Source organism: Amycolatopsis roodepoortensis, assembly GCF_024628825.1.
Classification (GTDB): Bacteria; Actinomycetota; Actinomycetes; order Mycobacteriales; family Pseudonocardiaceae; genus Amycolatopsis; species Amycolatopsis roodepoortensis.
Window position 1 is genome coordinate 232,141 of sequence record NZ_CP102415.1, and the last position, 22,307, is coordinate 254,447.

Below are 22,307 nucleotides of genomic sequence, written 5' to 3' on the forward strand. Positions count from 1 at the left end.
CGGTCGTGTGCTCACTGCCGGCGCGAGCCCGCGTCGTTGATCATGGCCTGGGTGGCTTTGCCGACCAGGGGAGTGCTGAACACGCGAGCCACCCTGAGCTGGAACAGGATCTCCTCGGCTCTGCCGTCCGGTTCCGCGATCCGGCTGTCGGGATCCAGCGGTCCGGCGGGGAACCCATTGGCCTTGGCGGCGATCGCGGCCCGCAGCTGTGCGGCCTCGATCGCCGCTGCCCGCTTTTCCGGGCTCAGCCGCTCGGCGTCGACGATGCGCGTGGCGGCCGCGGTCGCAGCGGGGTTCATCCAGGCCGTGAGGGACCGTTGCGCGTCCCGGTTCTCCACCAGGTACCGAGTGATCCGGAAGGCTGTGCCGTCGCCGGCCTCCCGCTCGGAGAGCTCGCGGGCGACCTGGGGAACGGCCGTCACGAGCGTGGCGTGCAATCCCGCCAGCTCGCGTTCAAACGACCGCCGCCTCAGCTGTACCCACGCCTCCGAGAGGAGAGGACCCACGTCGGGAAGGAACCATCCGACGGTGTACAGGATCGACCCCACACCGAGCGCGGCGACCGTGATCGGTTCCCAGGCCGCGCCGGAGATACCGAACAGCAGCGGGGCGAGGATGTCGGCGACGCGGCCGAGGATGTAGATCAGCTGCAGGAGCGTCGCGGCGATGATGACACGGAAGGCCCGCCGGACCCACATGGTCGGTGCCGCGCGGATCGCGCGCCGGGCGAGGCGGCGGACGTCGTACTGCCCGACGGCGAAAGCAGAGATGTACACGGCGAGGTAGGCGGGGGAGGAGATCGCTCGGGAGACGGCGAATGCGGCACGGTCATCGGTGTAGGTGGCGTTGAACAGCACCACCATGGTGATCACGACGGCGGTGACCAGGGCGAGCCGTGGCGTCACCCGGCGCCAGGCTTCCTTGCGGTCGTAGCCGTAGTGCAGGAGGACGACGGTGTTGCAGGCGATGATCGCGATCACCGAGATCTGCGCCAGGAGGCCGCCGAGCGAGCTGATCCCGACGGTCTCCGCGATGGGGTGCCACAGCCACGGCGTGACCAGCCCCCATCCGAGAACGATGAAGAAGAAGATCCCACAGAGCCCGATGTTGGCGAGGTTGGGGACCGCGACGGCCTTGCGGATTCGGTACAGCAGGGCGAGGAAGGCGATTCCCGCGCACAGCGGGTACACGATGGTGGTCACTGGGTCTGGTCAGCTCCGTGGCGCGAACAGCGCGGACAGCCGCGCGGCGAGATCGAGGATTTCCTTGTTGCCGCTCATCCGGCGGGTCAAGTCCGCTGTCCAGCGTGTCCGGCTCGCGAGCACGGTTCCGAGATACTCGGCTTGCCATTCCGCGGGTGAGTCCGAATGGTCTCGGCCGAGCACGCCTTGGACCATGCTCGGACTGAGCGAGGGCCACAGTGTCTTGATCGCGGTGAGGTCGATGACCGGGCCCGCTTGGTGCTCGCAGATGGCATGTGCGAGTTCGTGCCGGACGATGGCCGCCTGATAGTCGGGCGCCGCCCGCTTCTCGAACGCGATGTAATCGACGCCGGCTGTGGTTGACAGCCACATCCCGGTGACCTGGTCGGGCAATTCCATCGGCACGAGCCGGGTCTCGCGTCCGCGTGCCTCGCCCACCCGCTCGCACAGATCGGGGAGACGGAGCTTCGTGAACCTCGGCAGTCGAAGGCCCGCCAGCCTGTCCCGTGCGTCCTCGCGCAGATCGTCTTCTGCGGTTCCTGCCCCGGTGTCGTGCTTCATGACTCTCCAGCGATAGAAATCCGTCACGGCCGAGGAGAGCCGCCGTCGTGAGTGCCACCTTGCTTCGCGGCCACCCACGTCTGCAACTGGTGGAGAATGCTATTGATGTCCATGTTGGACAGATCAGGTTTTGAGTCCGCGCGGAAGGCGAATGAGGTCACTCCGAGTTCTTTCCTGGCTGCCGCGGTCTCGCGCACTGATTCGAATTCGCTGTTGACCTGGTCGAACACGGCTTCATCGAGCAGGTAGGCCAACCGGTCGACGCCGAGCCCGGCGGTGATCTTGACCAGTGTCTCGAGGTTCGGGTTGGAGCTCCCTGTCTCGATGTCGCCGAGCGCACGCGTGGACACACCGGTCGCTTCGGCCAGCGCAGCTTGCGTCATTGAGCCGTTCGGGTGATTGGTTCGGGCGAACTTCAGGCGCCGACCCACGTCCAACTTCACGGCCTGCAGCAGCGAATCCGGTACTGAATCAGACATCTCGATCACTCCCCCCACTGTGATGCGCAGTCTACTGCAGATTCGGCAGTTCGTTGCAGATTGCCGCCCGCCTGGGTTATCGTCGCCCAACATAACGGGAAACGCGGGAACTCAACACGGGGCGTCACATCGCGGACGGGGCCGCAGACGCACTCCGAGAGTAGAACTCGCTCGTCAGCGGCGTTTCTCTCACGTAGCCACCACGCACGCGGGAGAACGCCGTCCTATGGCAATGGGGAGGTTGCTGTAGTGAATGCCGAGATGCGACGTATCGAGGCGAAGTGCCATGCGGCGCTGGGATCGCTGAACCTGCCTGAGCGGTTCAGCACCGAGGATCTGCTGGATGCGACCAGTGAGAGGACCGGCAGGGAGGTCATCGTCCGGTCCGCCGAGCTGTCTGGCTTGATGCCGTTCGGCATGGTGCTGCAAACAGCCACCGCCTACACGATCCTGTGCCCGCGCAACACTTCGAAGCTGCACCGTAAGCACATCCTGAACCATGAGGTGGGCCACGTGGTGCTGCACCTGTCGGATGATCCTGACGACCTCGAGCCACCGCGCGATCATGACTTCGAACGCACCGTGCGGCAACTGATCCCCGACCTGCATCCGGATCTCGTCGCGAGACTTCGCGCGCGCACCACCTACGAGGACACGCAGGAGCGTGAGGCCGAGTTCTTCGCGACGATGGTGCAGGGCCGCACGTTGCACATCCAGGTGCCTGAACAGCGGGTCGATGAGGAATTCCCCGACGGGCTCGCGGCGCTGTTCGATGTCCCGCGGCGCCGCAGCGGGGTGTCCTGTCCCTGACGCTACCGGCGTCGGCTTCCTCAAGAGTCTCCGAGCACCGCCGCGGGATTGGCCGCCGGCGGCTTGTTTCGGGTTTCGGTGAAACACGGCCAGAGATGGCACAGTCTGATGGCACTGTCAGGTGGGGAGAACAAAAGACATGCGATTCAAAGCAGCGACGGCTGTGGTGGGGGCTCTTCTTGTGGTGGCGTCGGCCGCCGGATGCAGCGCTCCGGATTCGGGTAACGACGCGGGGGTACCCCGAGTCGCGATTGTGTTGGGAGGCCAGGCTAATGATGGTGGCTTCAACCAAGCTGGAGCTTCCGCGGTGGACGCGCTGGTCAAGGAAGGCAAGGTTGAAGCCCAAGTCCGGCCTGGAGCTGATGAACGCAAGGCCGAGGGCTACTTTCAGCAGTTCGCCGCTGAGGGCTATGACCTGGTGATCGGCTGGTCGGCGACGTTCTCCGCCTCGATGTACAAGATCAGCGCGGACCCGAAGTACGCCAAGACCAAGTTCCTCGTCACGGGCGACTCCAGCGACAAGCAGAAGACCTCCGCGAACGTGGAGACCTGGACCTACGACAACCTCTCCTACGGCTACTTGCTGGGGTGGATCGCCGGGCACGCGCAGCTGTCCCCGATCGGCATCATCGACGGCAAGCCGTTGCCCGCGCAGAAAAAGAAGTGGGAAGGCTTCGCGCTCGGGGTGAAGGCCGTTCAGCCGACCGCCGAGGTGCGGGAGCCTGTCTTCATCGGCAGCTGGGAAGACGCTCTACTGGCGAATCAGGCCGCGACCGCGCAGATCGGCAGCGGGGCGCGCATGATCGCCACCAACAGCGAGGGCTTCTCGCCGGGCATCGCCTCGGCCGCAGCGGCTCGTAACGTGGCCACCGTCGGCATGGCATCGACCGCCAGCGCGGAGACCAAGAAGGTCAACATCGGCCGAGCGAAGCTCGACATGCTCCCGTTGCTGCGTCCGATCGTCGACCGGGTCAAGAACGGTACGTTCGGTGGCCAGACCTCGACGAGCACGATCGGGAACCGCTCCCTGGTGCTGGACGAGCTCACCAAGGTCGAGGCGACCCCGGCACTGCCCACCGACCTCCAGGCCCGGGCGCAGGACCTCGCCCAGCAGATCGCCGACGGCAAGATCAAGATCGGGTCGTGAATCCGGTTCTTTCCCTGCGCGGCGTGTCCCGCAGGTTCGGTACCGTCCAGGCTCTGCTGGGGGTGGACCTGGACTTCGGACCTGGGGTGCACGCCGTGCTCGGAGAGAACGGTGCCGGGAAATCCACGGCGATCAAGATCCTGGCCGGTCTCGATCAACCGGACACCGGCACCGTAGTTCTGGCGGGGAACCCGGTCCGGCTACGGACACGAGACTCGGCCATCGAGCAAGGAATCGGACTGATCCCGCAGAACGGCAGCCTGGTTGGCGAGCTCACGCTGATCGAGAACCTCGCACTGACCCAGCCACGTCAGCTGATCCGGCGCCGCCACGTCCGCGAAGTCCTGGAGGCTGCGGCCACGTCCGCCGAACTTCCCATCGACATGGCCACCCCGGTGCGGCGGATGGGCCGCGCTCAACAGCAACTCGGCGAACTGGCTCTCGCAGTGGCGCAAGGCGCGCGGATCCTGTTGCTGGACGAACCGACATCCGTGCTCGACGCCGACGAGATCCACGGCTTGCACGTCAAGCTGCGCGAGTTCGCGCACGACGGCATTACCGTCGTGCTGATCACTCATCACCTGCACGAGGTGCGTGCGGTCGCCGATGCCGCGACCGTGCTCTCGCACGGCACGGTGTCCTGGTCCGGGCAGGTCGCCGACGTCGACGACCTGTCCTTGGCCCGGGCGATGGTCGGCGAGCTGCCCTCCAGCACGCCACCGTCCCGACCGCCCATCGGCGACGACGTCGAACCCGCGCTGGTCCTCGACGGGGTCTGGGCCGCGACCGACGATCTCGCGCCGGTCCGGGACATCAACCTGAGCGTGCGTCCCCGGGAGATCGTGGCCGTCACCGGGACCGCGGGCAGCGGCCAGCGCGCACTCGCCGAGGCCGCGGCCGCGGTCGTCCAACCCGAGCGCGGCACGCGCCGGGTCACCGGAACCGTCGCCTACATTCCCGAGCGGCGCGCCGACGCGCTCCTGCCCGGTCTTCCGCTGAAATGGTCGGCGGTGCTGCCGCGCCTGCGGGACCGGCGGTTCACCCGCTTCGGCATGGTGCGCGAGGACGCCGTCGACGAGTTCGCCCGGGACCTGCTCGCCCGCTTCGACGTCCGGCCTCCGGACCCGGACCTGTCCGCTGACGCGCTCTCGGGCGGGAACGCCCAGAAACTCGTGATGGGCCGAGAGCTCGACGTCGCGCCCGCTGTCGCGGTCGTGCACGCGCCCACCCAGGGACTGGATCTGCGTGCCGCGCAACAGAGCCGCGAACTGATCCTCGCCACCGCCGCTGCGGGCGCCGCGGTGCTGCTGCTCTCCGCCGACCATGAAGAAGCGCGCACGCTGGCCGACCGCGTCCTGGTGCTGCGCGATGGCCGCATCGTCGGCGAGCACACCGCGGCCGAGTACGACGACGTCGTGCACCGCCTGGTCGACGTCCGCCCCGATGAGGACGGCAAGGCATGACGCGGCTGCGTATGCCGGCTACCGGCCGGACCCGGCTCTATGGCCTTGGAGCCGCATGCGTGATCGGTGGCTTCGCCGTGGTGGCCGGGATCCTCGCCGCCACCGGCGGCGATCTCGCGGTCGCCGTGTCCGGCTGGGCCTACGGCGCGGTTGGCACCCCCTACGCGATCAGCCAGACACTCGCTTACGCCGCGCCGCTTGTCCTCATCGCGCTCGGGGCGACCCCGGCGCTGCGGGCGGGGGTCATCGTCGTCGGCGCCGAAGGGCAAGTGATCGTCGGGGCGATCACGGCGACGGCCGTTGCGCTGTCCCCCTTGGGGCACCTGCCGATGGCGCTGGCGTTGCCGATCGGCGCGCTGGCAGGCGCGCTCGGCGGCGTGGCGTGGGCGATGATTCCCGCGATACCTCTGCTGCGCTGGCGGGTCAGCGAGATTCTCACCGCGCTGATGGCCAACTACATCGCGGTCCATCTGCTGACCTACCTGCTGCGGACGAGCATGCGGGACCCCGAAGGCCACTCGACTCCGCGCAGCGCGGAATTGCCCGGGTCGTCGCAGATCCCGCTCCTGCCGACGGCGGGCAGGCTCACTGCCGGAGTCATCGTGGTGGCGCTGCTGGTTGTCGCCGGTGTCTGGTGGCATCGCACCCGGACGGCGAGAGCGCTGGACGTGTTTGCCGAGAACCGCTGGCTCGCCGGACGGCTCGACGTGGCACCGGCGCGGGCGATCCTGGGTACCGGCGCGGTCTCCGGAGCGGCCGCCGGGCTCGCGGGTTGGATGCAGGTGGCCGGGGTCGACGGGAACCTCACCCCCGGAGTGGCCGGCGGCATCGGTTTCACCGGTTTGGTCGTCGCGGTGATCGGCGCCAGTCGGCCGGTTCCGATCGTCGCCGCCGGACTGATCATGGCGTCGCTGACCACCGGCGCGAGCGGGATCCAGTTGTTCTCCCCGTCGACGCCGTCGTCGATCGGTCAGGTGACCCAGGGGGTTCTGCTGCTCGCGGTGGCCCTGGCGCTCGCGCTGACCCAGCGGCACCGGGCACGGCGGAGGGCCGCCGATGGCTGAGTTCCTGATGTTGCTGCTCGGCGCCGCGTTCATCGCGGCCGCGCCGCTGATCCTGGCCGGGCTCGGCGAAATGGTCCTCGAACGCAGTGGGGCCGGATTCAACTTGGGCCTCGACGGGATCATGCTGATCGGAGCGCTCGCGGGTGTGCTCGGCTCGGCGGCGGCCGGGCCGTGGATCGGGCTGCTGACCGGGCTCGCGGCCGGTGTCGCGGGCGGACTGGTGTACGCGGTCAGCGTGGCGCTCGGGCTGGACGTCGTCCTGACCGGCATCGCGATCTCGATCGTCGGCGCTGGAACGACCACGTATGCCTTCGAGATCATCGCCCCGGCCGGCCGGACGAACATCTCCGCTCCGCTGCTGCCGACCATGCCGGTGCCCGGCCTGGCGGACCTGCCGGTGGTCGGGCCGCCGCTGCGGGAACTGAGCGTCGGTTTGTGGCTGGCGATCGCCGTGGCGATCGTGGCGGCGTGGGCGCTCAGGTCCACGAGAGCCGGTCTGCGGATGCGGGCGGCGGCGGATCACGACATCGCCGTGCAGCGCGGGATCGCGGTTAGCCGCTACCGGCTGGTGGCCGCGTTGATCGCCGGAGGGCTCGCCGGGGTCGCGGGCACGGTGCTCGCGGTCAGTACGATCGGCACGTTCACCCCGCTGATGACCGGTGGCCGAGGGTTCCTGGTGCTGGCGGTGGTGATCATCGGCCGCCAGACCCCCGGTGGTGTGGTCGCCGGTGCCGCGCTGTTCGCGGTCATGGACGGGCTGGCATTGCTCGCGCAGACCCGCGACCTCGGTCTTGCCACCGAGGTCTATCACTTGCTGCCGTACCTCACCGCGCTGATCGTGCTCTGCGCGCACGCTCGCTGGCAGCTCCGCGGCGGCGCCCGGAGAATCAGCCCCGGCTCTGCCCTGTCACCAGTCACCGGTGTCCCCACACCGGACACCCACGAGTCCCCTCCCCACCCGAAAGGTGCCCCTCATGGCAGACCGGATTCCTGAGACCGCCGCCCAGCTCTACAACGCCCTGGGACAGGCCTACGAGGAAGCCTTCGGTCACCAGCCCGCACTCGGGGCCACACTGGAGCACCTGCTGCCTTTGCTGCCGTCGCGGGCGAAGATCCTCGACGTCGGGTCCGGAACCGGCGCCCTGGTGGCTCTGACCTGCGCGGAGGCTGGCCATGGCGTGACTGGGTACGACGTGTCGGAGACGATGATCGAACTTTCCCGGTCCCGTGTGCCCGCAGCGACGTTCGAACTGGCGGACATGCGCGACCTCGAGTTCGACGAGGGCACCTGGGATGCGATCCTGGTGTTCTTCTCAATGCTGCAGCTACCACGCACGGACCAGGACGCGATGATCTCCCGGTTCGCCCGGTGGCTCGCTCCGGGCGGCTACTTCGTTCTGGCGACCGTCCCCCGGGACAATCCCGGCCGGGTCGGCGAATGGATGGGCCATTGGGTGCAGACCTTCAGCTACTCCACACCTGTTCTACGGCAACGGATCGAGGACACCGGGCTGCAGGTCGTGCGTGAGATGCCGGTGGAATTCACCCCGGCCAGCGACCAGGCGCATCCCGAGCCGCAGATCTACTTCACCGCGCGAAAGCCCCTCGCGTCGTGAGCACTGCCCGGCTCAACCTTCTGGCACGAGCTTGTACCAGTCGGCTTCGAGCGCGGCGGCCTTGCGCAGGTCGAGCTCCCGAAGCCGGAACAGCGCGCTGCGAAAGACGAAGGTCGCGTCGGCGACCTCACCGCGCTGGGCGAGCGTGAGCGCTTTCTCTCCGAGCGCTTCCGCGTATCCCTGCGGATCGCTGGTCGCGGTGTAGCTCTCCTGCGCCTGTTCGCAATACCGCAGGGCGACATCGATATTCCCGGCCAGCCGGTGAGTACGGGCCAGCGGCACCGCCGCGAACGCCACGCCGTGCTGATCATCGGCCTCCACGAGCATGTCGAACGCCCGGGTGCCGTGCTCGATCGCTCGGTCGAACAGCGCGAGCTCGCGATAGGCGGCACCCAAATGCGTCCGCGAGAGGGTTTCTCCGATGAACGCGCCGGCGGCTTGCGCCGCGCGGACGGCCTGTTCGCACAGCTGTGCGGACTCCTCGTACCGCCCCCGCTCGAACTGGATGTTGCCCATCTCGACATAGGCGAACGCGACGAACCTGTTCGGCGCTAAGCCTTCACAGACCTCGATGGTGCGTTCGTTGAGCTTCCAGGCACGGTCGAGGTCCTGCGGACTGCCGCGGCGGAGGTAGCCCTCCGCCAGTTCCTCGGCCGCCTGCGCGATCTGCAACGGCTCGCCTGCTCGCTCGGCAGCCGTGTAGGCGCATTCGTGACCGTCGATCCACGCACCGAGAGGGCGATGGTGGATGTAGAAGTCGAAACACTCGACCGGGATCCGCCACGCCGCGAACAACAAATCGTTGTGCAACGCCAGCTCCGCGATCCCCGCGATCGTCGGCAGCTCCTGGCGGAACCAGTCGTAGGCCTTGCTGAACGACTCGAACACGGGCGGTTCGACGTTGTCCGGCGGTGCGGGCAGAACGATGTGGTGATCAGGTCGTTCCGGTGTGATCAGCCACGACGCGGCATTGGAGGCGTAGAGGTACCAGTGGACAACCCGATCGATCGCGATTCGTCGTTCCTCGGCCCATTCCTCCCGGCTGGCCTCTTCGGCGGCGTAGACGCGCAGGAGATCGTGGAGCCGGAACGTGTGCAAGGCGACCTGCTCGACCAGGGAGAACTCGACCAGCTGTTCCAGCAGCCGGTTCGCCTCGGCCTCGGGGAGCCCGGTCAGCGCGCCGACGGAGGCCGCGCTGAACTCCTGGCCCGGATGCAGTCCGCAGAGGCGGAACACGCGGGACAGATCAGGACTGAGCTGCCCGTAGGAAAAGCTGAAAGCGGCGCGGACGCCGGTGTCCTCGTCATCCTCGATCTGCAATTCCAAGGCTCGGTCGGCGAGCCGTTCGGCGTGCTGCTGGATGGTCAGGCGCTCGTTCGCCGCGACCTGCTCGGCTGCGATTGTCAACGCGAGCGGCAAGGTCCCGCACAGGTTGGCCAGTCTGGTGACGGCGTCGGGTTCGGCATCGACCCGCTCATCGCCCAGGTAGCTGCGGATCAACGCGACGGCGTCGGGTTTGGCCATGAAGGCCAGGGGGATCGCCGGGGCGTTGGCGGAGATCACGAGTCCGGCCAGCCGGACCCGGCTGCTGATCAGGATGGACACGTTTCTCGATCCAGGCAGGACCGCGCTGACCTGACGGGAGTTGCGGGCGTTGTCCAGCACGATGAGGACCCGCTGCCCCGCCCTGTCCAGGGCTTGCAGGTGTCCTTGGAGCAGCGCGAGCCGGAGGTCGTCGGCGGTGGGGAGCCGGTCCCTGACGCCCAGTCCTCGCAGCAGCGCCTCGAGGATGTCCCCGGTCTCCGCGGGCGCGCGCGGACCGAAGCCGTGCAAATCCGCGTATAGAACGGCGTCGAACTGTTCTTGGTGGCTGTTGGCCCAGCGACGCAGCAGCGCCGTCTTCCCGACGCCCGGCGGCCCCACCACGAATGCGACGGTCGATCGGTCCGCCGCGGCATCGTCGATCAATGCTTTAGTGAGCTCGGCCAGAGCCGTCTCGCGGCCGACGAAGTGCGGGGTCGCCGGCGGCAGTCCGGCATAGGGCTCGGCCCGGGCTGCGGCTGCGAGCTGAATCAACACACCGCCGGCGTCCAGAACCTGATCGAGGAGCTTCGCGCCCTCCATCGTGGGCTTCTGCTTCCCGGTCTCCATTCGGCCGAGCATGCTGTAGCTGTACCCGACCCCCTTCGCGTCCAAGTCGCGCAGGGTCCACCCGCGTAGCTTCCGGAACGTTCTCAGCGCCTTGCCGAATTGCTCAGCGGCTGTGGGGGGCCCGGAGCCCGCGCGGTCGGAGTTCCTCGGCATTCGCCCCTCTTCCGCCAGTCTCGACTTTCATGATCGTGCCACACCTTGTTGCCGGTCAGCGCGGAAATAAACCATGTTCACGTCCACAGTGCACATGCGAAGCCGGGTACGAATCCGGACGCGCGAGAGGCGGTGACGACGGCCACGCTTGTTACATCGAAGTTGAAACAACAAGTACTAGCCCCACGACGCAGCGTGACGGCAGACTTCCTGCTCGGGGAGGGGAGTGCACCATGACTGCTGATCACGCTCGCGAGGCCGCTGGTGAGTGACTGCCTGAGCTATGCCGGAGCGCTGCTAACGATGACCGCGGCCGTGACCAAGTATCTGGCCGCACGGAGACCAGGACGGGCCCGGACACATGCCCGCCAGTTCCTAATCCTCGGTCTGCTCCTGCTCAGTGCCGCGCTGGCGCTCGGCGCGCCCGCCTCGCTGCAGCTGGCACAGCGCTACGAGGCCGTCCCGAACCTGGCGCGGCTGATCGGGGACGTCCTGGCCATGGGGGCCGCCTACTGCATGCTCGTGCTCTCGACGATGGCCCCCGGCCGTGATCCGCATCCGCAGCGCCGGATCACCGGCCACGCCGCGGTGTTCCTGGTGGGCGCGCTGGCCATGGCATTCCTGCTCGACCTCGCGAACACCGCGCCGACCGCCGCGTTCGTCGCGACCTACGGCGACGATCTCCTGATCGATCTCTACCTGGCCATTTACGCCGGATACCTGTCGTGGGGCATGGTGACGTTCCACCGGCTGGGGCGCCGCTACTTTCATGCGCCATCCACCACGATCATCGCGCGGGCCGGCTTCCGGATCACCCAGCTCGGTCTGTGTTTCGGATACCTGTGGCTGCTCACGCGCGCGATCGACGTGCTCGCCCAGCACACCGGCTGGCCGATCGGCACACCGTCGATCGGCGCCACCGTGCTGCCGCTGCTGTGTACCTGGCTCGTCGCACTGGGGGTGACCTTCCCGGAGTGGATGCCGTCGCTGCTGCGGTCCCGCACGGTGTGGCACCTCCTGCGGCCAGTGGCCCATCTTCGGGTCATCGTGGCCCTGGCACTGATCACGTTGTTGTGGCGGCCGCTCGTCCGCGCCTTCCCCGAGGTCGTGGTCGACGTCAGTACCTGTGGCGGCGCCGCGATGCTGTACCGGCGGGTGATCGAGATCCGGGACGTCCAGCTGCGCCTGGTGCCCTACATTCACCCCGACGCCCAGCTCCTGGCCGCGAACCGATCGCGTCGGGAACCCACCGACGAGCACAGCCTCGCGCTGTTCGAGGCCGCGGCGCTGGCAACCGGACTCGATGCCTTCCAAGCTCGGCGGGAACACCCGTACACGGACGGTCCCGTGGTGGACTACGTCGACCACGATCGGATCCTGGCCACCCCGTTCGACGAGGCCCGTCATCTCGCGGCGGTCGGGGTGGCATTCCGATGCAGCCGCACCGTTCGTTTCGTACGCCGCAGGTTGCGGCCCCGCCCGGGGCCCTCCGCCCGGCTGGCCACCTGCCGATACTGACGGGCCACCGCCGCTTCGTAACCGTCCGGCGATCGCGAACGCCTCATGTTCCGGTGAGCCAGGCTCGCCACGCGGCAGGATCCGTACCCGCCACAAGCGGGATGCCGAGCTGGGCCAGGGCTCCCGGGTAGCGCGATTCGTACACCGCGTTGACCGCGGTGGCGTGCTCCGCGCCGCGGAGCAGCCAGGCAGCGGGAACGAGGCGGCACCGCAGGACGGGATCCCGGGTGTCGGCCTCGAGGTCACCGTCGATGACCCCGCGGCGCAGGAGGCCCGCGATCAGCTCGGTCCGATCCCGGATCCGGTGGTCGAGCGGGCATCTCAGCTGATTCTCGTCGTCGGGGTCTGCGGCGATCAGGTCGTGCATCGACCACACTGGCGGTAGGGCCTGCACCTGGCTCGCCGCGGCGAGCCAGGGGAGATTCAGCAGCCGGGCTGTGTGGATGCGGTGATTGCCGTTGCTGCCGATCTGGTAGATCGGTCCTGCCCAGCCGGGGACCAGCATGAGGCTGATCTCGTCGCCGAAGAGTTCGCCGGTGAACGTGTCGAGGTCGTCGCTGCGGAGCAGACCGGTCGCGATCTGCGAGGGGACGTCGTCGCGGAATCCTCCGAAGTCTCCCCAGATCGGGTGGCCGGTTCGCACGACTAGATGTGTCGGCACCCAGGTCACCGTGTGAACGAATCCAAGGTGGTCGCGGTTCATCCCTGAGGTGGGGGTGTTGAGCACGTTGCTGGGGAGCAGCCGTTGAGGGTCGGTCGCGTTCAGATGCGTGGCTCGTTCGGTGAGCCAGGCCTGGAGGTCATCGGCGCGGGACCGCAGAACCTCGCGTGTGGCCAGCGCTGCGTCGAGGTGCTGCCGGTAGGTCGGGCCTCGGCGGTCAAGCAGGTCCCGTACCGAAGGGCCTTCCGGGGAGCGGTCTGCGTCCCAGGTGGTGCGGGCGCGCGGCTGCGCGGAGATCGGCGGGTCGAACACGATCCGTGGTGGCTGGTCGAGGAAGTACCAGGCGAGCGCGTGTGCGGCCGACGCGGGTGTCGCCGCGATGCCCCAGAACTTCCAGGGCGCGTCCGCGTTCTGCTGGGAGGGGCTGGTGGCGATGAAGCCGCCGTGCTCGGTGATGTCGATCGTCCATATAGGCGCGTCGGGCCGGGGCTGCGGTCGCATTCCGGCGAGTTCGGCGTCGACGATCCCGGCACGGTGCAGACCGGAAAGCCGCCGGAGGTCGTCCAGGGTGTCGCCCTCCTCGACGGCGAGCCCGTCGAGATGCCCGGCCTCGCACATCAGTTCATACGCGGCGTCAACCTTGTCCCGCAACGCTTCGGCAGCGTCAGTGATGTCCCGGTAGTCGAAGTAGGCGCGCTGGTCTTCCAATAAGGGCCGGACACGGCGCAGATGGGCCGAAGCCTCAAGGAGCGCGTGCCAGATATATCCCCAATCCGGCGTGGTGTCGTCGCGCTCGCCGCCTGCCGGCTCGACGGCCGGGACAGAGTTCGTACCGCCCAGGTGAATCCTGAGTTCCTCGCGTTCCTCTTCCGGCAGGAAGCGGGCCAGCGCGAGGAGCAGCGACCCGATCACCGTCATGAGGCGGCTGTCGGTGTCGACAGTGGACCGTCGGCGCCGCCGGATGGGAGCGCTCCGACGCGGACGGGAAGCGCGAGCAGGCCCCGGTTGCGGAACGACGGCCGCCAGCGGAGCTGATCGTAGGGGAGTGCCAAGGCCAGTTCGGGATACCTGTCGAGCAGCGCGACGAGGCCGACCTCGATCTCGATCCGTGCCAGCGGCGCGCCGATGCAGTAGTGCGGCCCGTGCCCGAATCCGAGGTGCGAGTTGCCCGCCCGGTTCGGGTCGAGAACCTCAGGGTCGGGGAAGCGGTCCGGGTCGCGGTCGGCGGAGGCCAGCGACAGCATCACCGTGTCACCGGCGGGGATCGTGACGCCGCCGATTGCGACATCGACGGTGGGGAAGCGGCGGATCGCCAGCTGCGCCGGGGACGTGAACCGCACCAACTCCTCTACAGTGGACGACAGTAGTGTGTGGTCCTCGCGTAGGCGGGCAAGGATCTGCGGTCGGGTCAGCACGGCGGCGAGACCGTTGCCGATCTGGTGCACCACATTTTCGTAGCCTGCCCCCAGGATGAGGAACAAGGCGCTGATCAATTCTTCCTCGGACATCCGGTCATCGACGTCGCGTTCCTCGATCAGCGCGCTGATGAGGTCGTCGCCCGGCGTAGCGCGTTTCACCGCCGCGAGCCGCACCAGGTACTGCCACAGCGACTCCATCGCGATCCCGAGGTCCTCGGGACGCGCGGGGGCGAGCATCTGATCGGTCCAGGACCGGAAGTCCGGGCGTTCCTCGGCGGAGATCCCGAGCAGTTCGCAGATCACGGTGATCGGCAGCGGCGCGGCGAAGGCCTCGATCAGATCCACCTCCCCGGTGTCGGGGAGCGCGGCGAGCAACTCGACGGCGCTCTCCCGGATCCGGGGTCGCAGGCCTTCGACACGGGCGCGGGTGAACCCGCGCCCGAGGATCGACCGCAGGCGGGTGTGGTTGGGCGCGTCCATGTTGAGCAGGTTCGCGTCCAGCGCCGACGGCAGCGCGAACCCCTGGTAGCCGCCGCCGGCGTTGCGCTTGTTCAGCGACAGGCGCGGATCCGCGAGCGCGGCGCGGACGTCGTCGTACCGCGTCACGAGCCACACCGGGGAACCATCAGGCGTAACCGCCCGGTGCACGGGTTTCTCAGCGCGCAGCGCGGCATAGGCCGCATCCGGATCGCTGAGGAACTGGGCGTCGAACTGAACAATGTCGTCGTCGGCGGCCACGGCGAACTCGATTCCTCCCCTTGTCGATTCACTGGCGAACTTGATCGTAGAGCCTGCCCGAGCTAGGACATGCCGCTACAGGCCAAGCCCCGGGCGAATAGAGGCAACGGCGGCTGGAGGTGACCGGCAGCCCGGCGAATATGTTCGCCTGTAGCGCCCGTGACCAGGCAGAATAGGAGTCGATCTACGAGTCAGTCCACAGGGGAGGAACGGACGACATGAACAGGCACTATCCACCGCGGCCGGGCAACTCCGGACCACCGAATCAATACCGGCAGCAGGGAAACACGCCGCCCGTCTACCCGCCGCAATACCAGCACTTCCCGGGTTCCCAGATGCCGCCGCGGGTGCCACCAAAGAAACGGCGCCGACGTCTGAAAATCACGCTTGCGCTTCTGGTCGTCGCCATTGTCGCGCTCGGCGGCGTGATCACCGTTCGCGCGTGGATGTCGCCGTCGGCAAGCGGCAAGACACCGGCCGACGCTGACCTCGGTTCGGGTTCGGTGACAGATCCCATCAGGTACACCGTCAACATCCCCGCCGGCGAATCCAAGCACTATCCGACGGACCTGCCCGGCATTCCCGCCGGTGCGGAACTGACCGATCAGCAGCTCGGCGGAATCGATCCCCGGACGCTGTTGTGGGTCACGCTCCATCGGCAAGCACAGCGCCCGGTCACCGACTTGGTCAATCGCTGGTACCCCTCGATCGATGAGTACGAGAAGTCCTATCCCGGGGCTCATTCCGCGATCCGCTCGGCCATCGACTGGCGCACCAGGGAGTTCACCCGCGACGACGTCAGTATCGACGCCGACAACAAGATCGAGACCTATCTGATCTTCCGCTGTGTCGGGTCCGCCTCCGGGCCAGCGCGGGAAGGTACGTATCACCAAGCACGGTCCGGTGACCGTGCCGCCACCTGGAAGGTCGTAGAGAATCCTCCGGCAAGCAACTGCCCGGACCGGATGAAACCCGGCAAGGTCGTGGCCAACAACCACGTCACCGATGGGTTGGCACCTTACGGGCTCTCGCCGCAGGAGACCGACAAGTTCATCTCCTACCTCGACCACGTGCCGGACCTGCTCCAGGTCGACCGCCCCGAAACCATCACCGGCACGGACGGCAAGAGGTACGTCCAGCTCGACGTGACCCTGGTACCCCAGCCCGATGGCATGAACGACAGGAAAGGCGCAGCGTTCCTCAATGCCGCGTTCGCCCAAACAGGAAAGAGCCCCTTCGACCAGCCCTACAGCATCAACATCGGCGCCTACCAGGGCTTCAAGAAGCGCTACTTCCTCGACCCCTCCACCTTGCTTCCGTCCTACTCGGTGACCCTGTCCACCCCCCGGCTGGATCTCGGCGGGGCACCGGTCACGACCGGTCCACAACCTGAAATCGCCTACAACCTCGACCAGTACGCCTGGCCGGACACGATCGATTCTGACGCGAAGCGCACCGAAGGCGGGCCCCCCGTCGTGCCGCACAAGGCGTGGCCGTTCGAGAAGATCAGGTTGCATGGATGAGTTACCCGTTCATCACCCTTGAAATCGAGATCGTGCTGGGCCTCGTCGTCACGGCCGCCGGGCTCGTGTTGCAGGAGATCGACGAACGGCGCGAGCATCGCCGTGGCCATGTGTCACCTCTTCAGCGGCAACTGCGGCCGCGTACGGCGCTGCGCGACCTGGGGCTGACCCTGAGTGCCGGCGGCGCCGTGCTCGCCCTGCCCGGACTCGGGGCCATCGTCTGGGGACTCAGCATGACGGTCGGCATCAACGACCTCGAACCTAGCCATGCTCCGCCGTTTGTCATCGCGCCCCGCGATCTGCTTCCCCACGTCACGTTCGGCGTGCTCGTAGTGTTCGTCCTCAGCGTGCTCGCCTGCGTGGTCCGTATGGCGAGGCGCCGAAGTGGCGGCGCTCCCCGAGACCGGGCCCGGAGCAAACCGCCGGACGTAGCTCCGTGGTAGGCCGCCCGTCGCGGGCGGGCAGGGCGGGACGAGGGTGATTCCGCAGGCGAAGGTCCGACTGACAGTTTCAGGATGCCTGACCTCCGACCGGAGGAGCCGCGATTTCAGCAGCCTCCAGGTGAAGCGGGGGACTCTTTCGCGTGGATGCCCTCTGGCGCCTGCGGATACCGCCGAGTGCTCGCCAGCACATCAGCTTGACGCGAGGGGTGCGAACACTCAAGATTCATCTAGAACATGTGTTCGACTCGCCGGGTGACGGGCCGGGCCATCCGTGACTTCCCCGCACGGATGTCCCGGAGTTTGACGTGCGGCAAGCGGTGCGGGGAGGTGTGTGGCCGGTGGCGGCGAAGGCTCTGGCCGACCTTGCTGCGCTGCCAGGTGTCAGCACGGCGAGCGCGCTCGCACAGGCCCAGACGACGGCGCTGGCCAGCGGGGCAGTCCTGCCGGTGCAAACGCCGCTCGACGCGGTCGCGCAGCTACGGCGAGGAACGACCGTGGCGGTTCTGGGGTCGACGTCGCTGCTGCTGGGGCTGCTGGCCGAGGCGAGCCGGACCGGCTCGTGGGCCGGGGTGATCGGGATGCCGTCGCTCGGCGTGGCGGCCGCTGCCGAATGCGGAGTCGAGCTGGGGCGACTCGTGCTGGTTCCGCGTCCAGGGAACGATGTCGCGGCAGTGATCGGCGCGGTTATGGACGGCGTCGATCTGGTCGTCGTCGGCCCCGCGGCGTGCCGGGCGATGAGCGCGCCGATGGCACAGCGGTTGTCGCGGCGGGCCAGGAATCGTGGTGCGGTGCTGCTCGCGACCGGCGAATGGTCGGGCGCCGATCTGACCCTGCGGTGCGAACTCGGCACCTGGGCCGGTGGCTCGCAGGACGGCCGCGGACGGCTGGACTACCGGGACACCGTCGTGCACCGGACCGGGAAGACCACGGCCGGCGGCGGCCGTCCTGTCTCGGTCCGGCTGCCGGGTCCAAACGGGACGCCAGGGCCGACCACGGAGACCGCCACACCGGCGACGTATCCGCCGATGACAGTGGTCAACTGATGGCCACCGTCCCGGACTCGAGGCTCCTGGCGTGCTGGGTACCGGACTGGCCGGTGGTCGCTGCCGCGGCCGCCGCGCAGATCCCTGTCCAGCACCCGGCGGCGGTGTTCCTGGCGAACCGGGTGGTCGCCTGCTCCGCACGGGCCCGCAGCTTCGGTGTGGCGCGCGGGATGCGTCGGCGGGACGCGCAGTCACGATGCCCAGACCTGGCCGTGCTCGCCCACGACGGCAACCGGGACGCGAGCCTGTTCGAGGCTGTCGCGTCCACAGTGGAGACCCACGCGCCGGGTATCGAGGTCGTACGGCCCGGGATTGTCGCGGTCCCCGCTGCGGGCGCGGCCAGCTACGCCGGATCCGAGCAGGCGCTCGCGGAGTTGCTCGTCGACCACGTGTCGGCGGCGGCGGGAGTGGAATGCCAGGTCGGGGTCGCGGATGGGGTGTTCGCCGCGATCCTCGCCGCCCGGTCCGGCATGTTCGTCGAGCCGGGTCAGTCGCCGGTATTTCTCGCACCCCGGTCGTTGTCAGAACTGGACCAGCCCGGCAGCGGCCGGGCTGAACTGGTGGGCACGCTCAACCGGCTGGGATTGCGGACCTTGGGAGATTTCGCCCGGCTGCCGGAGCGCGCCGTCGCGTCGCGGTTCGGGCAGGAGGCGGTGACCGCGCACCGGCTCGCGCGCGGGGTGTCGGTGTGGCCGCTGTCGCGGCGGCGGCCACCACCGGAGCTGGCGGTGGAGAAACGGTTCGACCCGATTCTGGACCGGGTCGACGCGACCGCGTTCGCGGCGAAAGCTCTCGGTTCCACCCTGCATGTCTCGCTCGCCGAGCGGGGACTGGCCTGCGCACAGCTCGCGATCAGCGCCACCACCGAGACCGGGCAGACCTACACGCGGACCTGGCGCGCGGCGGAACCTCTGACGGCACAAGGGATTTCCGACCGTGTGCGTTGGCAGATCGATGGCTGGTTGCTGCGCCGGACGGCGGAGGACCGGCCGTCCTCGGGGATCGAGGTGCTGCGTCTCGAGCCTGTGGAGACCGTTTCCGGCGGTTCGTTGCAGATGGCGTTCCCCGCCGCCGGATCGCGTCCGGATGCCGACGAGCGAGCCGCTCGCGCGCTCGGTCGTGTCCAGGGCATGCTCGGCCCGGACGCAGTGTTCACCGCGACACTCGGCGGTGGACGTGGGCCGGGGGAACAGGTCCGCCTGATTCCCTGGGGTGCCCCGCGAGAGGCACCTGGCGACCCGGCCGCGCCGTGGCCTGGACGGCTCCCGGCGCCGTCTCCCGCGACTGTGCCGCCCGTGCCGTGGGCTGCGGCGGTTCGGGGAGTGAGCGGTGAACTTGTCGGGTGGACATCCCGGGGGCGGCTGACCGAGGCGCCGGCGGTCGTGACCGTCACTGACCGGCCGCCGCGGCGAGTCGCACGCTGGGCGGGCCCGTGGCCCGCGGGCAAACCGTGGTGCGGGGGCGGCGACAGTCAGGCTGTCCGTGTCCAGGTCGTGCTGGCCGAGGATGAGCCGGGCAACGGGGAGATCGCCTTGCTCCTGAACGGGAATCTGTCCGGCAGCGTTCTGCAGTGGACGGTCGAGGGTCTCTACGACTAGTGACGGAAGGGCGCAGCTCTTTTACCCGGCGCGGCGCCCTAGTCACACCAGTGGTTGTGTGAGTAGTCGATTTTGTGGCGATCCCGGTAATTCCTGTATCCGCTCCAGGCTGACGCTGGAATTACCCAGACGAGCACGGCGGCGAGATACAACTAGCCGAAGCCCTCGTCCCAGCCTCGCCGAAGAACCTCTCTATTCCCTGACAAGCAGGCGATCAGCATGCTCGAGGCGATCCAGAGCACGGTCCCCGCAAGAACCAGCCAGATCAGGGTTTCGTTCAGCCAGTCGGCGATGGGGTTTCTCGGGCGCAGCAGGCGCAACAGGCGTCCTAAATAGTAACCCCGTGGCTTGCTCATCTCTCACCTTCGCTGCTTGGGCACCCCACACGATAGTCGGCTGGCCTACCTGTCCTCGGCCCCGATGAGGTAAACAGCGGGCGCGCCCACCATCAGGAGATTTCCGGCGTCAGGCGACCGGCCAGGGAAGGCCGTGACGGGTGAGGATGTCTCCGACGATGTCCTGGGCGTCGTCACGGGCACGCTCCCCGAGGTCTCGCTGGCCGAGGAGTCCGTCGCGGAGATCGTCGACGGTCCAGGCGACGAGCGAGCCGTGGCGGGCGAGCAGCAGCCCGACACGACGGATGTGGTAGAGGTCGCCGGTGTCGAGCCACGCGTACAGCAGAATCTGCCACAGCCAGCGGCCGATCTTCGCCGGGTCACGGACCGCTAACACGGGTTTGACGTCGATCAGCGTTGTGCCGCGCTCGTCGATACCGGTGTCGGGGGCGATCGCGCCGAGCAGGATGTCACCGTCGGCCCAGCCTGGAACGATCACCGGCGCGGCGATCCCGAGCGGTTGCCCGGCGGCAGGGTTCCCAGCGAGCTGACGGAGTTGCCAGAGCGTTCCACGCTCGTGAAGTTTCTCGGTCAGCGCGACCAGTTCGGTGACCTGACGTTCCTCGGCCAGCCCGCGTAGCTGCCTGATGGCCGGCTGGCCGTTGTCAAACAGGCGGGCCAGGCGGTCGTCGACCAGCCCGGTGCGGTAGATGTCCTCACACAGGGTGAGCAGCCACGCGGTGCGTGCCAACCCCGCTTCGGGTCCGCTTCGGCTGAGTGTCCCGGCAGGCGCGTGCGTGGCCAGGTATGCCCGGGAGCGCTCGAGCAGGTCTGCCCAGGTGTGTTCGGTGCCCGCGTGGCCGCGAGGGGCGGGATCGGATGGCATGGCGAGATCCAGCCAGCCGGTCGCGGCAGGCCGGAAGTCCAGCGCCCGGACACGATGCTCCGGGGGAAGGCCGCGGTGGCTTGGGTAGTGCGCTGCCTGATCGTGTGCCCAGGCCGGGGAGATCCACCCGGCTCGCAGCAAGCCGAGCAGCGCGGCATACGGCGGGGCAGGCTGTACCAGGTCGGCCATGCGCTGCCCGAACGCGCCGCCGATTTCGGCCCAGTGCCTCAAGGGCACGTCGCCCTCCGGCCGCACCGGGGCGACGTCCCGGACCGCTGATGTGACCTGGTCGGCCATCGACGCGGTCCCGGTGAACACCTGGGCACACCACTGGGCAAGGGCGCTACGCGGATCCGCCAGTTCGCTCGTCAAGGACATCGCGCCAGCTCCGTCACGCACCGCGGCTCCAGAACATCGACCATGAGCATCGTTTACCACGCGGGTCCGACATCCGGGCCGTTCAGGTGCGACGCTATCGTCCTGTCAGGACCATCAGGATCGGTCTGGCAGAGCGCGCCGGTTGCGGATCAGTCGCCGTCGTGGTCGGCTGCCTGCTGCCGTAGAAGTGTGCTGATCTGCTTCTGAACCTTGGCTCGGTTTGCCGGTGTGAGCCCCGTGGCGCGCATCGCTAAGGAGCGTACGCCGTGCGCTTTGAGCATCAGGGCGAAGTCGAGGTCCTCTTGGATCTGCTGTGCTTTCTCGGATCCGTAGAAGATCACCGGATCCACGTCGAAGAAGGCGGCGAGCGCCTCGAGATGGCCTTTTGTCGGGTTGGTGGCCTCTCCGTTCCTGAGTTGACGCAGGTACTCATATGAGAAGCTCTTCGCAAAGCCGCGTTCACGCAGCCACTTCGCACACCAGTTGGCGACGTGCCGCAAGGACAGTTCGCGACCGGCCGGCGTCGTATGCGTCTGGAAGAGTTTCTCGATGGTCTCCGCAAGTGTGGGTGCCTCCGCCACGGCAGCCCGCCTCTCTGGTTTCTAGTTGTTCGGACGGCTCGCGACCGCCCTAGTTTCAAACTTAGATGAAACAACGCCATCCTGTCCATCTCAGTTGACATTCCTTTCTCTCTGCATATGCTCGAAAGCAGAGAGAAGCAACTGATATGGACAGCATCGTCTGATCAGGGCTATCGCGTCTGACCTCGGCCCCGTTAGAGGGAGCCTGGTTCAGGAAGGCCGCAACCGGCCGAGGGGGTCGGAAGACACCGGCATCGGCGCCAGTCGATGCCGCAGAAAAGGGGGCACATGAACAACCAGCCGAAGCCGGCCTGTTAGCCGCACTCGAACGGCAGCTCACCGACGTACATCGCCCCGTGACCGGACTGCCTGGTCGGGCAACCAGGCGAGGAACGGTCGGTACGAGGTCCGATCCATCGGCCGTTCCTGTTGACGCGTGTGAGCGAGCGTGAGGATCGGGCCGACCGAGTATCGCATCGCTGTGGCGACCTGGCGTGCTCTGGCCACGACCTTATGGCGGGTACTGCGACGACCCGGCA

Annotated in this window: 20 protein-coding genes; 11 read left to right on the plus strand and 9 right to left on the minus strand. The window is 67.9% G+C overall.

What is annotated here, in order from left to right; translation table 11 throughout:
* Positions 1–11: 11 nt before the first annotated feature.
* Genes NQK81_RS01020 through NQK81_RS01030 form a run of 3 tightly spaced genes read right to left on the minus strand, consistent with a single transcriptional unit; the run spans position 12 to position 2,242 of the window.
* Positions 12–1,202: an MAB_1171c family putative transporter gene (locus NQK81_RS01020; RefSeq protein ID WP_257486595.1), complete on the minus strand. Its 1,191-nt coding sequence runs from the start codon at positions 1,200–1,202 to the stop codon at positions 12–14.
* 9 nt (positions 1,203–1,211) lie between these two features.
* Entirely contained in the window at positions 1,212–1,763 is a 552-nt protein-coding gene (locus tag NQK81_RS01025) for a hypothetical protein (protein WP_257486596.1), read from the minus strand.
* Positions 1,764–1,786: 23 nt separating this feature from the next.
* Entirely contained in the window at positions 1,787–2,242 is a 456-nt protein-coding gene (locus NQK81_RS01030) for a helix-turn-helix domain-containing protein (protein WP_257489976.1), read from the minus strand.
* 249 nt (positions 2,243–2,491) lie between these two features.
* Here NQK81_RS01030 and NQK81_RS01035 point away from each other — a divergent pair, with 249 nt between their 5' ends.
* The 6 genes from NQK81_RS01035 to NQK81_RS01060 all read left to right on the plus strand — a co-directional run bounded on the left by NQK81_RS01035 (position 2,492) and on the right by NQK81_RS01060 (position 8,342).
* Positions 2,492–3,052, plus strand: coding sequence for a hypothetical protein (locus NQK81_RS01035; RefSeq protein WP_257486597.1), 561 nt, complete (start codon positions 2,492–2,494; stop codon positions 3,050–3,052).
* A 139-nt stretch (positions 3,053–3,191) separates the two neighbouring features.
* The gene (locus NQK81_RS01040) at positions 3,192–4,199 is read left to right on the plus strand and encodes a BMP family ABC transporter substrate-binding protein (RefSeq protein WP_257489977.1); all 1,008 of its coding nucleotides are present in this window, start codon (positions 3,192–3,194) and stop codon (positions 4,197–4,199) included.
* On the plus strand, positions 4,196–5,662 hold the full coding sequence (locus tag NQK81_RS01045; protein ID WP_257486598.1) for an ATP-binding cassette domain-containing protein: 1,467 nt from the start codon (positions 4,196–4,198) through the stop codon (positions 5,660–5,662). The genes NQK81_RS01040 and NQK81_RS01045 overlap by 4 nt, the downstream gene beginning before the upstream one ends.
* A gap of 59 nt (positions 5,663–5,721) precedes the next feature.
* Positions 5,722–6,726, plus strand: coding sequence for an ABC transporter permease (locus NQK81_RS01050; protein WP_257486599.1), 1,005 nt, complete (start codon positions 5,722–5,724; stop codon positions 6,724–6,726).
* Positions 6,719–7,720 (plus strand): ABC transporter permease, encoded by a 1,002-nt coding sequence (locus NQK81_RS01055; RefSeq protein ID WP_257486600.1) that lies wholly within the window; start codon positions 6,719–6,721, stop codon positions 7,718–7,720. Before NQK81_RS01050 ends, NQK81_RS01055 begins: the two co-directional genes overlap by 8 nt.
* On the plus strand, positions 7,701–8,342 hold the full coding sequence (locus NQK81_RS01060) for a class I SAM-dependent methyltransferase (RefSeq protein WP_257486601.1): 642 nt from the start codon (positions 7,701–7,703) through the stop codon (positions 8,340–8,342). Before NQK81_RS01055 ends, NQK81_RS01060 begins: the two co-directional genes overlap by 20 nt.
* Positions 8,343–8,354: 12 nt before the next feature.
* Here the strand turns inward: NQK81_RS01060 and NQK81_RS01065 are convergent, their stop codons facing one another.
* Entirely contained in the window at positions 8,355–10,538 is a 2,184-nt protein-coding gene (locus tag NQK81_RS01065; RefSeq protein WP_257486602.1) for an AAA family ATPase, read from the minus strand.
* 411 nt (positions 10,539–10,949) lie between these two features.
* Here NQK81_RS01065 and NQK81_RS01070 point away from each other — a divergent pair, with 411 nt between their 5' ends.
* A complete protein-coding gene (locus tag NQK81_RS01070) occupies positions 10,950–12,164 on the plus strand; it encodes an MAB_1171c family putative transporter (protein ID WP_257486603.1) in 1,215 nt (404 codons plus the stop codon).
* 43 nt (positions 12,165–12,207) lie between these two features.
* Here NQK81_RS01070 and NQK81_RS01075 read toward each other — a convergent pair whose 3' ends face one another.
* Positions 12,208–13,743 carry a hypothetical protein gene (locus NQK81_RS01075; RefSeq protein ID WP_257486604.1) on the minus strand — a complete coding sequence of 512 codons (1,536 nt, stop codon included), beginning with the start codon at positions 13,741–13,743 and terminating at the stop codon, positions 12,208–12,210.
* On the minus strand, positions 13,740–14,981 hold the full coding sequence (locus NQK81_RS01080; protein ID WP_257486605.1) for a cytochrome P450 family protein: 1,242 nt from the start codon (positions 14,979–14,981) through the stop codon (positions 13,740–13,742). Before NQK81_RS01080 ends, NQK81_RS01075 begins: the two co-directional genes overlap by 4 nt.
* 218 nt (positions 14,982–15,199) lie before the next feature.
* Between NQK81_RS01080 and NQK81_RS01085 the strand changes: the two genes are divergently transcribed.
* From NQK81_RS01085 to NQK81_RS01100, 4 genes are all read left to right on the plus strand, one after another.
* A complete protein-coding gene (locus NQK81_RS01085) occupies positions 15,200–16,504 on the plus strand; it encodes a hypothetical protein (RefSeq protein ID WP_257486606.1) in 1,305 nt (434 codons plus the stop codon).
* The gene (locus NQK81_RS01090) at positions 16,501–16,947 is read left to right on the plus strand and encodes a hypothetical protein (protein ID WP_257486607.1); all 447 of its coding nucleotides are present in this window, start codon (positions 16,501–16,503) and stop codon (positions 16,945–16,947) included. Before NQK81_RS01085 ends, NQK81_RS01090 begins: the two co-directional genes overlap by 4 nt.
* Positions 16,948–17,285: 338 nt before the next feature.
* Positions 17,286–17,990, plus strand: a complete 705-nt coding sequence (imuA', locus tag NQK81_RS01095; protein WP_257486608.1) for a DnaE2-dependent mutagenesis accessory factor ImuA' — start codon at positions 17,286–17,288, stop codon at positions 17,988–17,990.
* Complete coding sequence (locus tag NQK81_RS01100; RefSeq protein ID WP_257486609.1) at positions 17,990–19,588, plus strand: Y-family DNA polymerase; 1,599 nt, start codon at positions 17,990–17,992, stop codon at positions 19,586–19,588. Before imuA' ends, NQK81_RS01100 begins: the two co-directional genes overlap by 1 nt.
* Before the next feature lie 152 nt (positions 19,589–19,740).
* Here the strand turns inward: NQK81_RS01100 and NQK81_RS01105 are convergent, their stop codons facing one another.
* The 3 genes from NQK81_RS01105 to NQK81_RS01115 all read right to left on the minus strand — a co-directional run bounded on the left by NQK81_RS01105 (position 19,741) and on the right by NQK81_RS01115 (position 21,768).
* Complete coding sequence (locus NQK81_RS01105) at positions 19,741–19,944, minus strand: hypothetical protein (RefSeq protein WP_257486610.1); 204 nt, start codon at positions 19,942–19,944, stop codon at positions 19,741–19,743.
* Positions 19,945–20,053: 109 nt separating this feature from the next.
* On the minus strand, positions 20,054–21,208 hold the full coding sequence (locus NQK81_RS01110; protein ID WP_257486611.1) for a hypothetical protein: 1,155 nt from the start codon (positions 21,206–21,208) through the stop codon (positions 20,054–20,056).
* Positions 21,209–21,336: 128 nt separating this feature from the next.
* On the minus strand, positions 21,337–21,768 hold the full coding sequence (locus NQK81_RS01115; protein ID WP_257486612.1) for an XRE family transcriptional regulator: 432 nt from the start codon (positions 21,766–21,768) through the stop codon (positions 21,337–21,339).
* Positions 21,769–22,307 lie beyond the last annotated feature (539 nt).

Coding starts and splice junctions, on each gene's coding strand:
- NQK81_RS01025 (WP_257486596.1), bottom strand. CDS start 1,763: ATGAAGCACGACACCGGGGCAGGAACCGCAGAAGACGATCTGCGCGAG.
- NQK81_RS01030 (WP_257489976.1), bottom strand. CDS start 2,242: ATGTCTGATTCAGTACCGGATTCGCTGCTGCAGGCCGTGAAGTTGGAC.
- NQK81_RS01040 (WP_257489977.1), top strand. CDS start 3,192: ATGCGATTCAAAGCAGCGACGGCTGTGGTGGGGGCTCTTCTTGTGGTG.
- NQK81_RS01055 (WP_257486600.1), top strand. CDS start 6,719: ATGGCTGAGTTCCTGATGTTGCTGCTCGGCGCCGCGTTCATCGCGGCC.
- NQK81_RS01060 (WP_257486601.1), top strand. CDS start 7,701: ATGGCAGACCGGATTCCTGAGACCGCCGCCCAGCTCTACAACGCCCTG.
- NQK81_RS01070 (WP_257486603.1), top strand. CDS start 10,950: ATGACCGCGGCCGTGACCAAGTATCTGGCCGCACGGAGACCAGGACGG.
- NQK81_RS01075 (WP_257486604.1), bottom strand. CDS start 13,743: ATGACGGTGATCGGGTCGCTGCTCCTCGCGCTGGCCCGCTTCCTGCCG.
- NQK81_RS01085 (WP_257486606.1), top strand. CDS start 15,200: ATGAACAGGCACTATCCACCGCGGCCGGGCAACTCCGGACCACCGAAT.
- NQK81_RS01090 (WP_257486607.1), top strand. CDS start 16,501: ATGAGTTACCCGTTCATCACCCTTGAAATCGAGATCGTGCTGGGCCTC.
- NQK81_RS01100 (WP_257486609.1), top strand. CDS start 17,990: ATGGCCACCGTCCCGGACTCGAGGCTCCTGGCGTGCTGGGTACCGGAC.
- NQK81_RS01105 (WP_257486610.1), bottom strand. CDS start 19,944: ATGAGCAAGCCACGGGGTTACTATTTAGGACGCCTGTTGCGCCTGCTG.